11 protein-coding genes are annotated in these 14,741 nt (G+C 62.0%); 6 read left to right on the forward strand and 5 right to left on the reverse strand.

Features of this window, described 5'->3' with window-relative positions; all coding sequences use genetic code 11:
- Positions 1-54 precede the first annotated feature (54 nt).
- Entirely contained in the window at positions 55-2,514 is a 2,460-nt protein-coding gene (locus CWE01_RS03275; RefSeq protein WP_100939078.1) for an EAL domain-containing protein, read from the forward strand.
- A gap of 79 nt (positions 2,515-2,593) precedes the next feature.
- Positions 2,594-3,358 (forward strand): TenA family transcriptional regulator, encoded by a 765-nt coding sequence (locus tag CWE01_RS03280; RefSeq protein ID WP_218176862.1) that lies wholly within the window; start codon positions 2,594-2,596, stop codon positions 3,356-3,358.
- A gap of 161 nt (positions 3,359-3,519) precedes the next feature.
- On the opposite strand, the gene CWE01_RS03285 is transcribed toward CWE01_RS03280, so the two are convergent.
- From CWE01_RS03285 to CWE01_RS03305, 5 genes are all read right to left on the reverse strand, one after another.
- A complete protein-coding gene (locus CWE01_RS03285; RefSeq protein ID WP_100939080.1) occupies positions 3,520-4,446 on the reverse strand; it encodes a GGDEF domain-containing protein in 927 nt (308 codons plus the stop codon).
- 275 nt (positions 4,447-4,721) lie between these two features.
- Complete coding sequence (locus CWE01_RS03290; RefSeq protein ID WP_100939081.1) at positions 4,722-5,462, reverse strand: YciK family oxidoreductase; 741 nt, start codon at positions 5,460-5,462, stop codon at positions 4,722-4,724.
- Positions 5,463-5,498: 36 nt separating this feature from the next.
- Complete coding sequence (mupP, locus tag CWE01_RS03295; RefSeq protein WP_100939082.1) at positions 5,499-6,170, reverse strand: N-acetylmuramic acid 6-phosphate phosphatase MupP; 672 nt, start codon at positions 6,168-6,170, stop codon at positions 5,499-5,501.
- Positions 6,171-6,173: 3 nt separating this feature from the next.
- Positions 6,174-6,872: a bifunctional 2-polyprenyl-6-hydroxyphenol methylase/3-demethylubiquinol 3-O-methyltransferase UbiG gene (gene ubiG, locus CWE01_RS03300; RefSeq protein ID WP_100939083.1), complete on the reverse strand. Its 699-nt coding sequence runs from the start codon at positions 6,870-6,872 to the stop codon at positions 6,174-6,176.
- Between the two features lie 88 nt (positions 6,873-6,960).
- On the reverse strand, positions 6,961-8,292 hold the full coding sequence (locus tag CWE01_RS03305) for a TRZ/ATZ family hydrolase (RefSeq protein WP_100939084.1): 1,332 nt from the start codon (positions 8,290-8,292) through the stop codon (positions 6,961-6,963).
- A gap of 109 nt (positions 8,293-8,401) precedes the next feature.
- On the opposite strand from CWE01_RS03305, the gene mtnA reads away from it, so the two are divergent.
- From mtnA to pheA, 4 genes are all read left to right on the forward strand, one after another.
- Entirely contained in the window at positions 8,402-9,478 is a 1,077-nt protein-coding gene (gene mtnA, locus CWE01_RS03310) for an S-methyl-5-thioribose-1-phosphate isomerase (protein ID WP_100939085.1), read from the forward strand.
- Positions 9,479-9,805: 327 nt separating this feature from the next.
- On the forward strand, positions 9,806-12,457 hold the full coding sequence (gyrA, locus tag CWE01_RS03315) for a DNA gyrase subunit A (protein ID WP_100939086.1): 2,652 nt from the start codon (positions 9,806-9,808) through the stop codon (positions 12,455-12,457).
- Positions 12,458-12,550: 93 nt separating this feature from the next.
- On the forward strand, positions 12,551-13,636 hold the full coding sequence (serC, locus tag CWE01_RS03320; protein ID WP_100939218.1) for a 3-phosphoserine/phosphohydroxythreonine transaminase: 1,086 nt from the start codon (positions 12,551-12,553) through the stop codon (positions 13,634-13,636).
- Positions 13,636-14,730 carry a prephenate dehydratase gene (gene pheA / locus CWE01_RS03325; RefSeq protein WP_017129662.1) on the forward strand — a complete coding sequence of 365 codons (1,095 nt, stop codon included), beginning with the start codon at positions 13,636-13,638 and terminating at the stop codon, positions 14,728-14,730. Before serC ends, pheA begins: the two co-directional genes overlap by 1 nt.
- Positions 14,731-14,741: the final 11 nt, after the last annotated feature.

Consider the following 14,741-nt stretch of genomic DNA (forward strand, 5'->3'; position numbering starts at 1 on the left):
CAGAAGTGGATTTCTCTCGAGTACTCATCTGGCAGTGCTGATGCAAGGGATCTCATGAAGCAAACGCGGACTCTCGGAACCCCACGACTGTTGGGCATCGTCTGGCCATTTATCGCGGTTGTCCTGTTTCAGGCCTTGCTGGGCTGCCTGAGCCTGTACGTGCTGTCCGCCGTGCGCGGTTATGTAGCGGGCGAGAGCCTCTGGTCCAAGGGCCAGAAGGACGCCATCTACTACCTCAACCTGTACGCCGATAGTCGCGACGAAACGATTTTCCAGAAATACCAGGAAGCCATTGCCGTGCCCCAGGGCGGCCACGACCTGCGGGTTGCCCTGGATGCACCGACCCCGGACCTGGCGGCCGCCCGGCGCGGTATCCTGCAAGGCGGCAACCACCCCGACGATGTCTCCAGCATCATCTGGTTGTACCTGAACTTCCGGCACTTCAGCTATCTGGAACGAGCCATTGAAAAATGGACGGTGGGCGACACTTATCTGGTGCGGCTGGACAACGTTGCCCAGCAGATGCATCGGGCGATCTCGGCCAACCAGGAAAGTAATAACGATATCCAGCGCTGGAAAAGCCAGATTTTTGCCATCAACGATGGCGTGACTCCCGCCGCGAAAGCTTTCAGCGATGCCTTGGGTGAAGGTTCGCGGGTCATTCTGCGCTTGCTGCTGATCACCAACCTGGCCACAGCCCTGGGCCTGATCGCCCTGGCCCTGCTGCGCACGCACAAGTTACTGGCCCAGCGCCATGCCTTTGCCGATGCCTTGCAACTGGAAAAAGAGCGGGCGCAGATTACCCTCGAGTCGATTGGCGACGGGGTCATCACCACCGATGTGGAAGGTGCCATCGCCTATATGAACCCGGCCGCCGAGCATCTGACCCACTGGAAGGCCGGACAGGCCTATGGCTTGCCCCTGGCGGCGCTGTTCAACCTGCTCGACGAAAATGCCCAGGACGAAGGTTTTACCCTGATCGAACATATTCTCAGCGGCCGGCTGAGCGGTGGCAGCGAGCATTCCAAGCTGATCCAGCGCCTGGATGGCAGCACCGTGTCGGTGACCCTGGTGGGGGCGCCGATCCGCAACGCCGGCAAGGTCAGTGGCACGGTGCTGGTGCTGCACGATATGACCCAGGAGCGCCAGTACATTGCCAACCTGTCGTGGCAGGCTACCCATGACGCCTTGACGGGCCTGGCCAACCGCCGCGAATTCGAGTATCGCCTGGAACAGGCGCTGTACAACCTGGGCCGCCAACCGGCACGCCATTCGTTGATGTTCCTCGACCTGGACCAGTTCAAGCTGGTCAATGACACCTGTGGTCATGCCGCCGGCGATGAATTGCTCCGGCACATCTGCGCCTTGCTGCAATCCGGCTTGCGCGAGGGCGATACCTTGGCCCGCCTGGGCGGTGACGAGTTCGGCATATTGCTGGAGAACTGCCCGTCGGAGGCGGCGGAAAAGATCGCCGAAGGCCTGCGGCAGACCGTACAGAACCTGCATTTTGTCTGGAAGGGGCGGCCGTTCGTGACCACGGTCAGTATCGGCCTGGTACATATCGCCCAGGCACCGACCACTTTGGAGGCTTCGTTGCGGGCGGCGGACATGGCCTGCTACATGGCCAAGGAGAAGGGCCGCAACCGGGTCCAGGTGTATCACGCGGACGATTCGGAGTTGTCCCTGCGCTTTGGCGAGATGGCCTGGGTCCAGCGTCTGCACATGGCCCTGGAGGAAAACCGGTTCTGCCTGTACGCCCAGGAAATTGCTGCCCTGGGGCACACCGATCACACCGGTGGCCATGTCGAAATCCTCCTGCGTCTGCACGACGAAGCCGGGCGGATGATCCTGCCCGACAGCTTTATCCCGGCCGCCGAGCGTTATGGCCTGATGACCCAGCTGGATCGTTGGGTGGTGCATAACGTCTTCAAGGTCATTGCCGAATGCATCGCCCAGAAGCGCGAGGGCGCGATGGCGATGTGCGCGATCAATCTGTCGGGTACCACCATTGGCGACGAGGGCTTCCTCGGCTTCCTGCATGAGCAGTTCAAGGTGCACGGTATTCCGCCGGATATGATTTGTTTCGAAATAACTGAAACCAGCGCCATTTCCAATCTCGGCAGTGCCATACGATTTATCAATGAACTCAAGAACTTGGGCTGTCGGTTCTCGTTGGACGACTTTTGCGCGGGAATGTCTTCGTTCGCTTATCTCAAACATTTGCCTGTAGACTTCCTGAAGATCGATGGAAGTTTCGTAAAGGATATGCTGGACGACCCGATTAACCGCGCCATGGTCGAGGTGATCAATCACATCGGCCATGTCATGGGGAAGCGAACGATTGCTGAATTTGTTGAAACACCGCAGATCGAGCAGGCCCTGCTCGAAATCGGTGTCGACTATGCTCAAGGCTACATTATCGAGCGGCCGCAGTTGTTCACCTGTGACAGCCTGTTGTGTCGGCCCGCTCGACCCCGGCCTCTCCTGTTCAAGGCGCCTGGTACATTCCGCTGAAACCTTTGCTGATCTGCTTAAATCACCACTCAGAAGGAGCCCGACAGTGATCGACACTTTCAGCAGAACCGGCCCGCTTATGGAGGCCTCCAGCTACCCCGCGTGGGCGCAGCAGCTCATTCAGGACTGTAGCGAGAGCAAGCGCCGGGTTGTCGAACACGAACTTTACCAGCGGATGCGCGACAACAGATTGAGCGCGAAAACCATGCGCCACTATCTGATTGGCGGCTGGCCGGTGGTTGAACAGTTTGCGTTATACATGGCCCAGAACCTCACCAAGACCCGTTTTGCCCGCCATCCCGGCGAGGACATGGCGCGGCGTTGGCTGATGCGCAATATCCGCGTGGAACTGAACCACGCCGACTATTGGCTGCATTGGAGTCGCGCCCACGGCGTGACCCTCGAGGATCTGCAGGCACAACAGGTACCGCCCGAGCTGCATGCGCTGAGTCATTGGTGCTGGCACACCAGTTCGTCCGATGCACTGATCGTCGGGATTGCCGCGACCAACTACGCCATTGAAGGGGCCACCGGCGAGTGGTCGGCGCTGGTCTGTTCGACGGGGGTCTATGCCGCGGCTTTTCCGGAGGAAGACCGCAAGCGTGCGATGAAATGGTTGAAGATGCATGCCCAGTACGATGATGCCCATCCGTGGGAAGCACTGGAAATCATCTGCACCCTGGCCGGCAACAATCCCGCCAAGGCGCTGCAGGTCGAGCTGCGGCAGGCGATCTGCAAGAGCTACGACTACATGTACCTGTTCCTCGAACGTTGCATGCAGCTGGAGCACGGGGAAAAGGCTCCGGCCGCTCGCGAGCGCCAGGCCGCTCTCGCCGAGGGCTGACTGGTAGCGTGTTGAGCCTGAACTCGATGCAGTCACTGTGGGAGCCGGTTTGCCGGCGATAGCGGCCGGCCAGGCGATGCAAGGCTAAGGGCCTCATCGCCAGCAAGCCGGCTCCTAAAGGAATTGCCTGCAGTCTTGAGTTTCCGGCTTGTGTCGCGGATTCAGCCCGCCATGGCCAGGCGGTTGCGACCTTCGCGTTTGGCCACATACAAGGCACTGTCCGCGCGGCGCAGCAGGCTCTCGGTGGACTCCCCCGGCAACAGCGTGGCGCAACCCAGGCTCACCGTCAGGTTGATCAACTTTGCGTCGCAGTCGTAATCCTGGGCCTGGGCCGCATGGCGCAGGCGTTCGCCGACCAATGCCGCCGCCTCGCGATGGGTATTGGACAACAGGATCAGAAACTCCTCGCCGCCATAGCGGAACACCCGGTCGACATTGCGCAGCTGGTCCTTGATCGACGCGGCGACGATTTTCAGTACCTTGTCGCCGGCGCTATGACCGTGGTTGTCATTGATCTGTTTGAAATGGTCGATATCCAGCATCAGCACCGAGATCGGCTGGCTATGGCGGCGCGCCAGTTCGAATTCCCGCTGCAGGGCCTGCTCCATGGCGATGCGGTTGCCGGTTTCGGTCAGCGGGTCGCGCAATGCGCAGCGCGTGGCGGCACGGTAGAGCAGGGCGTTGCGCATCGGGTACAGCAGACTTGCCAGTGTTGATTCCAGGCTGCCCAGTTCCTGTTCGTCGAAGCGGCTGTTACGACGGAATATCAACTCGCCCAGTTGTTCACCCTCATGGCTGAGGCTGTAGCTGATCAGGTGATGGCCGCGTTGGCCGAACTCCAGGCGCAAGTCGCTGGCCGGGTGCAGGTAGCTCAAGGCGTCCAGTGGCACCACGCGCTGGATCTCGCGGAAGAAGATGTCCAGGATGCGCTCCGGCTCCAGGCTGATCTGCAACTGCAGGGCCAGTTGATGGCGCAGTTGAGCCAGGCTGATGGGGCGTTGCTGGGCGGGGGGGAGCTGGCCAAAGCCCAGACGTTGCAATCTGGCGCGATCAAAGTCAATTGCGTTGGTCTGGGTCGGCGTTTTCATGGTGGTGAGCCCCTAAGCACAAAATACGGTCTTACAGGGTGGGCGAGAGCGGCTTGGGAGTCGCTCTCGCGCTGCGTAGTTGAATGAGTTAGAGCGAAAGTCGTGCCAATCGGTTCAACCGAATAAAAGTCGTTTGAATTCAGGGGCTTTGATTTTCCGAGAAGCGTGCCGCTGGTGGGCGATGGCGGCAGTTGTTTGACTTGTGCTGATGGCTTTTTGAAATTAAGTCGCTGCGTGCCGGTATTCCGGCACGCGCGGCGGGGTGAGGCGAGGGGTTATTGCGCGTCGAAGGCCTGGCCGTTGACGCCGCTGCTGTCGGGCCCCATCAGGTACAGGTAGACCGGCATGATTTGTTGCGGTGTCGGGTTGTTTTCCGGGTTCTCGCCGGGATAGGCCTGGGCGCGCATGCTGGTACGGGTGGCGCCGGGGTTGATGCTGTTGGCGCGCACCGGGGCTACTGTGTCCAGCTCGTCGGCCAGGGTCTGCATCAGGCCTTCGGTGGCGAACTTGGACACGCCATAGGCGCCCCAGTAGGCGCGGCCTTTGCGACCGACGCTGCTGGAGGTGAAGATCACCGAACCGTCCTGGGACAGCTTGAGCAGCGGTAGCAAGGTGCTGGTCAGCATGAACATGGCGTTGACGTTGACGTGCATGACGCGCATGAAGTTTTCGCCGGACAGCTGTTCCAGCGGGGTGCGCGGGCCGATGATCGAGGCGTTGTGCAGCAGGCCGTCGAGGTGGCCGAATTCACTTTCGATCATCGCCGCCAGTTCGTCGTACTGGTGCGGCAGGGCGGTTTCCAGGTTGAACGGGATCACCGCCGGTTGCGGGTGGCCGGCGGCTTCGATCTCGTCGTAGACCTGGCTCAGGTTGGCTTCGGTCTTGCCCAGCAGCAGCACGGTGGCACCGTGGGCGGCGTAGGTCTTGGCGGCGGCGGCGCCGATGCCACGGCCGGCACCGGTGACCAGGATGACACGGTCCTTGAGCAGGTCGGGGCGGGCGGAATAATCGAACATGGCTAAACCTCTACAGATGTAAAACAGCTGGCAGGCTCAGCAGCTGCACAGCGCGTTATCCAATACCTTGCGCAACTCCAGCGGATGATCGACCACCACATCGGCGCCCCAGTGATCGGGGTTGTCGTCCGGATGGATGTAGCCGTAGCGCACTGCGGCGGTACGGGTGCCGGCGTCGCGACCGGACTCGATATCACGCAGGTCGTCACCGACGAACAAGACACTGGCCGGGTCGAGATCGAGCATCTTGCACGCGAGGATCAGCGGCTCCGGGTCGGGCTTGCTGTTCTTCACGTGGTCCGGGCAGATCAACAGCGCCGAGCGCTCTGCCAGCCCCAGCTGTTGCATGATCGGTTCGGCGAAGCGCAGCGGCTTGTTGGTGACCACGCCCCAGAGCAGATTGGCCTTCTCGATGTCGGCCAGCAGCTCGGCCATGCCGTCGAACAGGCGGCTGTGCACGGCGCAGGCCTTGAGGTAGCGCTCGAGGAACTCCTGGCGCAAGGCTTCGAAGCCCGGCGACTCGGGGTCCATCATGAAGGTGATGGCGACCATGGCACGGGCACCGCCGGAGATCTCGTCGCGAATCGCCCGGTCGGCAATCGGCGGCAGGCCGCGCTCGGCGAGCATGGCCTGGCAGATGGCGATGAAGTCCGGCGCGGTGTCGAGCAGGGTGCCGTCCATGTCGAAGAGAACCGCTCTCAAGCGCATCGGTTACTCCTCGCGCAGGGTCTGGATCATGTAGTTGACGTCAACGTCCGCCGCCAGCTTGTAGTGCTTGGTCAGGGGGTTGTAGGTCAGGCCGATGATGTCCTTGACCGCCAGGCCGGCTTCGCGGCTCCAGGCGCCCAGTTCGGAAGGCCGGATGAATTTCTTGAAGTCGTGGGTGCCGCGTGGCAGCAGGCCCATGATGTATTCCGCGCCGACGATGGCGAACAGATAGGCCTTGGGGTTGCGGTTGATGGTGGAGAAGAACACCTGGCCGCCGGGCTTGACCATGCGGAAGCAGGCGCGGATCACCGAGGACGGGTCGGGGACGTGCTCGAGCATTTCCAGGCAGGTCACCACGTCGAACTGCTCGGGCATTTCCTCGGCCAGGGCTTCGGCGGTGATCTGCCGATACTCGACACTGACACCGGATTCCAGTTGGTGCAGCTGGGCCACGGCCAGGGGCGCTTCACCCATGTCGATGCCCATCACGGTGGCACCGCGCTGGGCCATGGCCTCGCTGAGAATGCCGCCGCCGCAGCCGACGTCGAGGACCTTCTTGCCGGCAAGCTTGACCCGCTCGTCGATCCAGTTGACCCGCAGCGGGTTGATGTCGTGAAGCGGCTTGAACTCGCTTTCGCGGTCCCACCAGCGATGGGCGAGGGCTTCGAACTTGGCGATTTCAGCGTGGTCGACGTTGCTCATGGACTATCCTCTAAAGCTTGGAAATCAGGTTGATGCGCCCGCCGGGCGTTGCGTCATCTTCAATTCAGTGCGCCCGATGGCGCGTCAATCAATGTGCCTGAGCGCCGATGCGCTGGCCCCAGGCCCGGGCCGTGGCGCCTAACTGCTGTTCGTCCAGGCGAGTCAGGCGGCGGTCTTCGAGCAGAGGCTTGCCGCCGACCCAGACATGTTGCACGCAGTCGCGGCCGCTGGCGTAAATCAGTTGCGACACCGGGTCGTAGATCGGCTGCCGGGCCAGGCCCGACAGGTCGAAGGCGACCATATCCGCGGCTTTGCCGACTTCCAGCGAACCGATCTCCTGCTCCAGGCCCAGGGCCCGGGCGCCATTGAGGGTCGCCATGCGCAGTGCGCGGTGCGCGTCCAAGGCCGTGGCGGAACCGGCGACGGCCTTTGCCAACAAAGCGGCGGTACGGGTTTCGCCGAGCAGGTCGAGGTCGTTGTTGCTCGCCGCGCCATCGGTGCCCACGGCCACGTTCACGCCGGCTTGCCACAGGCGCTCCACCGGGCAGAAACCGCTGGCCAGTTTCAGGTTCGATTCCGGGCAGTGGATCACGCTGCTGTTGCTTTCTACCAGCAATGCCAGGTCGTCATCGCTGATCTGGGTCATGTGCACGGCCTGGAAGCGCGGGCCGAGCAGACCGAGGCGGCCGAGGCGCGCCAGCGGACGTTCGCCGCGTTGCTCGACTGACTGCTGCACTTCAAAGGCGGTCTCATGCACGTGCATGTGGATCGCGGCATCGAGCTCTTCGGCGATGACCCGGACTTTTTCCAGGTTTTCGTCGCCAACGGTGTAGGGTGCATGGGGACCGAAGGCGATCTTGATCCGTGGGTGATGCTTCAGGTCGCCGAACAGCTCGACGGCCTGGCGCAACGACTCGTCGACGCTGGCGGCGCCGGGAATCGGGAAATCCAGGATCGGAATGGCGATCTGCGCGCGCATGCCACTGTTGTGCACGCGTTCGCTGGCGATTTTAGGGAAGAAGTACATGTCCGAGAAACAGGTGATGCCACCCTTGAGTTGCTCGGCGATGGCCAGGTCGGTGCCGTCGCGGACGAAGGCTTCGTCGACCCATTTGGCCTCGGCGGGCCAGATATGCTGCTCCAGCCAGGTCATCAGCGGCAGGTCGTCGGCCAGCCCGCGAAACAGGGTCATGGCGGCGTGCCCGTGGGCATTGACCAGACCGGGGGCGAGCAGGGTCTCCGGTAGTTCGCGGACTTCCCTGGCGCCGAGTTTCAAGGCCTCGGCCCGGGGGCCGATAAAGGCGATGCGTCCGTCACGAATGCCCAGGCCATGCTCCTTGAGTACCACGCCGGCGGGCTCGACCGGGACCAGCCAGGTCGGCAGCAGGAGAAGATCGAGCGGGGCGGCGGTATTCGGCATCGTGGACGGCTTCCGGGCTTTATCTGAAATAATGGCGAAGTATACCCGAGCGTCCCCACGGGGGGATCGCTATAATCGGCGGCTTTTGTTCCGGAGTGTGGGGTGAATCATGCGCGATCGGCTGTTGGCTGCGGAAAAAGTGAAGGCCATCGATTGGCGTGATGGTGCCTTGTATCTGCTCGATCAGCGCATGCTGCCGTTCGAGGAAACCTGGTTGGCTTACGACGGCGCGGCGGGGGTCGCCGAGGCGATTCGCTCGATGGTGGTGCGCGGTGCGCCGGCCATTGGCATCAGCGCCGCCTATGGCGTGGTGTTGGCGGCGCGGGCCCGAATCGCCGAGGGTGGCGACTGGCTGGCGGCGATGGAAGCCGACTTTGCCCTGCTGGCGAACTCGCGACCGACCGCGGTCAATCTGTTCTGGGCCCTGGACCGCATGCGAGAGCGTCTGGAGCGGGTCAAGGACGGCGCCGATCCGCTGGCGGCCCTGGAGGCCGAAGCGGTGGCGATCCATGACAGCGATCGCGAGGCCAATCTGACCATGGCGCAACTGGGGGTCGACCTGATCCGCAAGCACCAGGGCAATGCCCAGGCAATTCTCACCCACTGCAATACCGGCGCCCTGGCCACCGGCGGCTTCGGTACGGCCCTGGGGGTGATTCGCGGGGCCTTTCTGGAAGGCATGGTCGAGCAGGTCTATGCCGATGAAACCCGGCCCTGGCTGCAAGGCTCGCGCCTGACCGCCTGGGAACTGGCCAACGAAGGCATTCCGGTGACTTTGAATGCCGACTCGGCCGCCGCGCACATCATGAAGACCAAGGGCGTGACCTGGGTGATCGTCGGGGCCGACCGCATCACCGCCAATGGCGATGTGGCCAACAAGATCGGCACCTATCAGCTGGCGGTCTGCGCGATGCACCACGGCGTGCGTTTCATGGTGGTGGCGCCGAGTTCGACCATCGACATGGACCTGGCCAGTGGCGACGATATCCCGATCGAAGAGCGCGACGGCAGCGAGCTGTTGAGTGTCGGCGGTCATCGGGTGGGGGCCGAGGTCGAGGCCTTTAATCCGGTCTTCGACGTGACGCCGGCGGACCTGATCGATGTCATCGTGACCGAAAAAGGCATCGTCGAGCGCCCGGACACCGCGAAGATGGCCCAGTTGATGTGTCGCAAACGCCTGCATTGACCGGCTTTTGTCCCCGGCCGAGGGGTATTTTGCGTGCCAGAAAGGCCGTTATTTTGCCTCTAAGCCCCTCTCGGCGCGCTCCCGGTCGGTTACAGTCGCCGCCCGTCTACTTCCTTGCCTCTGCCGGGGTAGGTGCGTGGCGGCGATTGTGATAACATCCGACGGTTTCCAGGGTAGCCCGAACCGGCTGCCTTCACTGCGCAGATCCAAGGCATAACTCGTTGATTTGTCGTAAGTCGTTGCAGGGCATCAGGCCCGCGGCGGCGAGCTTCGTTCGTCCCATATGGATGTGACGAAGTTTCACCAGAAAAAGGAATCAGGCTTCTCATGGGCGAACTGGCCAAAGAAATCCTCCCGGTCAATATCGAAGACGAGCTGAAACAGTCCTACCTCGACTACGCGATGAGCGTGATTGTCGGGCGGGCACTGCCTGATGCGCGCGATGGCTTGAAGCCCGTGCACCGGCGTGTTCTGTTCGCGATGAGCGAACTGGGTAATGACTGGAACAAGCCGTACAAGAAATCTGCCCGTGTGGTCGGTGACGTGATCGGTAAGTATCACCCGCACGGTGATACCGCGGTCTACGACACCATTGTTCGGATGGCGCAGCCATTCTCCCTGCGCTACCTGCTGGTCGACGGCCAGGGCAACTTCGGTTCGGTGGACGGCGACAACGCCGCGGCCATGCGATACACCGAAGTGCGCATGACCAAGCTGGCGCACGAGCTGCTGGCCGACCTGCATAAGGAAACCGTGGACTGGGTGCCGAACTATGACGGCACCGAGCAGATCCCGGCGGTCATGCCGACCCGTATCCCCAACCTGCTGGTCAACGGCTCCAGCGGTATCGCCGTGGGCATGGCGACCAACATCCCGCCGCACAACCTCGGTGAAGTCATCGACGGTTGCCTGGCACTCATCGACAATCCCGAGCTGAGCGTCGATGACCTGATGCAGTACATCCCGGGGCCGGACTTCCCGACCGCCGCGATCATCAACGGTCGTGCCGGCATCATCGAGGCCTATCGCACCGGTCGTGGGCGCATCTACATGCGTGCCCGTTCGAGCATTGAAGACATCGACAAGGTCGGTGGTCGCCAGCAGATCGTCATCACCGAGCTGCCGTACCAGCTGAACAAGGCCCGGTTGATCGAGAAGATCGCCGAGCTGGTGAAAGAGAAGAAGCTCGAAGGCATCACCGAGCTGCGCGACGAGTCCGACAAGGACGGTATGCGCGTGGTCATCGAGCTGCGTCGTGGCGAAGTGCCGGAGGTGATTCTCAACAACCTCTATGCCCAGACCCAGTTGCAGAGCGTGTTCGGTATCAACATCGTCGCGCTGATCGACGGTCGCCCACGGATCCTCAACCTCAAGGACCTGCTGGAAGCCTTCGTCCGTCACCGTCGCGAAGTCGTGACCCGGCGTACCGTGTTCGAGCTGCGCAAGGCTCGCGAGCGTGGTCATATCCTCGAAGGTCAAGCGGTTGCGCTGTCCAACATCGATCCGGTGATCGCCCTGATCAAGGCCTCGCCGACCCCGTCGGAAGCCAAGGAAGCGCTGATCGGCATGGCTTGGGAATCGTCCGCGGTCGTGGCGATGGTCGAGCGTGCCGGTGCCGATTCCTGCCGTCCGGAGACCCTGGACCCGCAATACGGTCTGCGTGACGGCAAGTACTTCCTGTCGCCGGAGCAGGCGCAAGCCATTCTGGAACTGCGTCTGCACCGCCTGACCGGCCTGGAACACGAGAAGCTGCTGGCCGAGTACCAGGAGATCCTCAACCAGATCGGCGAGCTGATCCGCATCCTCAACAGCGCCACGCGCCTGATGGAAGTGATCCGCGAAGAGCTGGAAGTGATTCGTGCCGAGTACGGTGACGTACGTCGTACCGAGATCCTCGATGCCCGTCTCGACCTGACCCTGGGTGACATGATCCCGGAAGAAGAGCGCGTGGTGACCATCTCCCACGGCGGCTACGCCAAGACCCAGCCGTTGGCGGCCTACCAGGCCCAGCGCCGCGGTGGCAAAGGCAAGTCGGCGACCGGCGTCAAGGATGAGGACTACATTGCCCACCTGCTGGTTGCCAACAGCCACACCACGCTGCTGCTGTTCTCCAGCAAGGGCAAGGTGTACTGGCTCAAGACCTACGAAATTCCCGAAGCGTCCCGCGCGGCCCGTGGCCGTCCGCTGGTGAACCTGTTGCCGCTGGATGAGGGTGAATACATCACCACCATGCTGCCGGTGGAGGAGTACACCGAAGGTCACTTCATCTTCATGGCGACCGCCGACGGTACCGTGAAGAAGACCCCGCTGGAAGCCTTCAGCCGTCAGCGCAGCGTTGGCCTGATCGCCCTGGAGCTGGACGAAGGCGACGTGCTGATCAGCGCCTCGATCACCGATGGCGAGCGTGAGGTCATGCTGTTCTCCGACGCCGGCAAGGTCACCCGCTTCAAGGAGTCCGACGTCCGTGCCATGGGCCGTACGGCCCGCGGTGTACGTGGTATGCGCCTGAACGAAGGCCAGAAGCTGATCTCCATGATTATCCCGGAAGAAGGCAGCCAGATACTCACGGCTTCCGAGCGCGGCTTCGGCAAGCGCACCGCGATCAGCGAGTTCCCCGAGTACAAGCGTGGCGGCCAGGGTGTGATCGCCATGGTCAGCAACGAGCGTAACGGCCGTCTGGTCGGTGCGGTACAGGTGCTCGACGGTGAGGAGATCATGCTGATTTCCGACCAGGGCACCTTGGTACGTACCCGTGTCGATGAAGTCTCCAGCCTGGGCCGTAATACCCAGGGTGTGACGCTGATCAAGCTGGCCAGCGATGAAACGCTGGTGGGCCTGGAACGTGTCCAGGAGCCTTCGGAAGTCGAAGGCGAAGAACTGGAAGACGGTGTTGAGCTCGACGGTGAAGTGCTGATCGACGACGCGGCCGACGACCAGGCGCTGGATGCAGCGACCGACGAGGCGCAACCGCAGGACTAAAAGCGCCTGTCTGCTCTACTCTCTACCGTAGGCGTAGCCGGTCTGGAGTAGGGCGCAGGCCGGTGTGTATTGAAAAGCATAGCGAGAGTGGATGTGAGCAAACGAGCCTATAACTTCTGCGCGGGTCCTGCTGCGCTGCCTGAAGCCGTCCTTTTGCGTGCCCAGTCCGAGCTGCTCGACTGGCACGGCAAAGGCCTGTCGGTCATGGAAATGAGTCATCGCAGCGATGAGTTCGTGTCCATCGCCACCAAGGCCGAGCAGGATCTGCGTGACCTGCTGGATATTCCCTCGAACTACAAGGTGCTGTTCCTGCAGGGCGGCGCCAGCCAGCAGTTTGCCCAGGTCGCACTGAACCTGCTGCCTGAAAGCGGCAAGGCCGACTACATCGAGACCGGTATCTGGTCGAAGAAGGCCATCGAGGAAGCTTCGCGTTTCGGCAATGTCAATGTCGCCGCCAGCGCCAAGCCCTATGACTATTTCGCCATTCCCGGCCAGAACGAATGGAAGCTGTCGAAAGACGCGGCCTATGTTCACTATGTGTCGAACGAAACCATCGGCGGCCTGGAATTCGACTGGATCCCGGAAACCGGCGATGTACCGCTGGTCACCGACATGTCCTCGGACATCCTGTCGCGTCCGGTGGATATTTCCCGCTTCGGCATGATCTACGCCGGTGCGCAGAAGAACATCGGCCCGAGCGGCATCGTCGTCAATATCGTCCGTGAAGACCTGCTGGGTCGTGCCCGTTCGATCTGCCCGACCATGCTCGACTACAAGGTCGCGGCTGACAACGGCTCTATGTACAACACTCCGCCGACCCTGGCCTGGTACCTGTCGGGCCTGGTTTTTGAGTGGCTCAAGGAGCAGGGTGGGGTCGAAGCCATCGGCAAGCTCAATGAAATCAAGCAGCGCACGCTGTATGACTTCATCGACGCCAGCGGCCTGTACAGCAACCCGATCAACAAGACCAACCGCTCCTGGATGAACGTGCCGTTCCGTCTGGCCGACGACCGCCTGGACAAGCCGTTCCTGGCCGGCGCCGAAGAGCAGGGCCTGTTGAACCTCAAGGGGCACCGTTCGGTGGGTGGCATGCGCGCCTCCATTTACAACGCTGTCGACATCAACGCGGTGAACACGCTGGTGGCGTACATGGCAGCGTTCGAGAAGGAACACGGCTAATGTCCGAGCAAGAACTCAAGGCACTGCGCCTGCGTATCGACAGCCTCGATGAGAAAGTTCTCGAACTGATCAGCGAGCGTGCACGCTGCGCCCAGGAAGTCGCGCGGGTAAAAATGGCCTCGCTGGCCGAAGGCGAAGTGCCGGTGTTCTATCGTCCGGAACGTGAAGCCCAGGTGCTCAAACGGGTCATGGAGCGTAACCAGGGGCCGTTGGGCAACGAAGAGATGGCGCGGCTGTTTCGCGAGATCATGTCTTCCTGCCTGGCCCTGGAACAACCACTGAAAGTGGCTTACCTGGGCCCTGAAGGTACTTTCACCCAGGCCGCGGCCATGAAGCATTTCGGTCATGCGGTGATCAGCAAGCCGATGGCGGCGATCGACGAAGTCTTCCGTGAAGTGGCGGCCGGCGCGGTGAACTTCGGCGTGGTGCCGGTGGAAAACTCCACCGAGGGTGCGGTCAACCACACCCTCGACAGTTTCCTCGAGCACGACATGGTGATTTGCGGTGAGGTCGAGCTGCGCATTCACCACCACCTGCTGGTGGGCGAAAACACCAAGACCGACAGCATCAGCCGCATCTACTCCCACGCCCAGTCCCTGGCCCAGTGCCGCAAGTGGCTGGACGCCCACTACCCGAACGTTGAGCGCGTGGCGGTTTCCAGCAACGCCGAAGCGGCGAAGCGGGTCAAGGGTGAGTGGAACTCGGCGGCGATTGCCGGCGACATGGCGGCCGGCCTGTATGGCCTGACCCGCCTGGCGGAGAAAATCGAGGACCGTCCGGACAACTCCACGCGGTTCCTGATGATCGGCAGCCAGGAAGTGCCGCCTACCGGCGATGACAAGACCTCGATCATTGTTTCCATGAGCAACAAGCCTGGCGCGCTCCACGAGCTGCTGGTGCCGTTCCACGACAACGGGATTGACCTGACGCGTATCGAGACCCGACCTTCGCGCAGTGGTAAATGGACGTATGTGTTCTTTATCGATTTCGTCGGCCATCACCGTGATCCGCTGGTCAAGGGTGTGCTGGAGAAGATCAGTCAGGAAGCCGTCGCCCTCAAGGTGCTGGGCTCCTACCCGAAAGCGGTTCTGTAAAGGCGTTGATC

The sequence above is a fragment of the Pseudomonas sp. QS1027 genome (genome assembly GCF_002814235.1).
Classification (GTDB): domain Bacteria; phylum Pseudomonadota; class Gammaproteobacteria; order Pseudomonadales; family Pseudomonadaceae; genus Aquipseudomonas.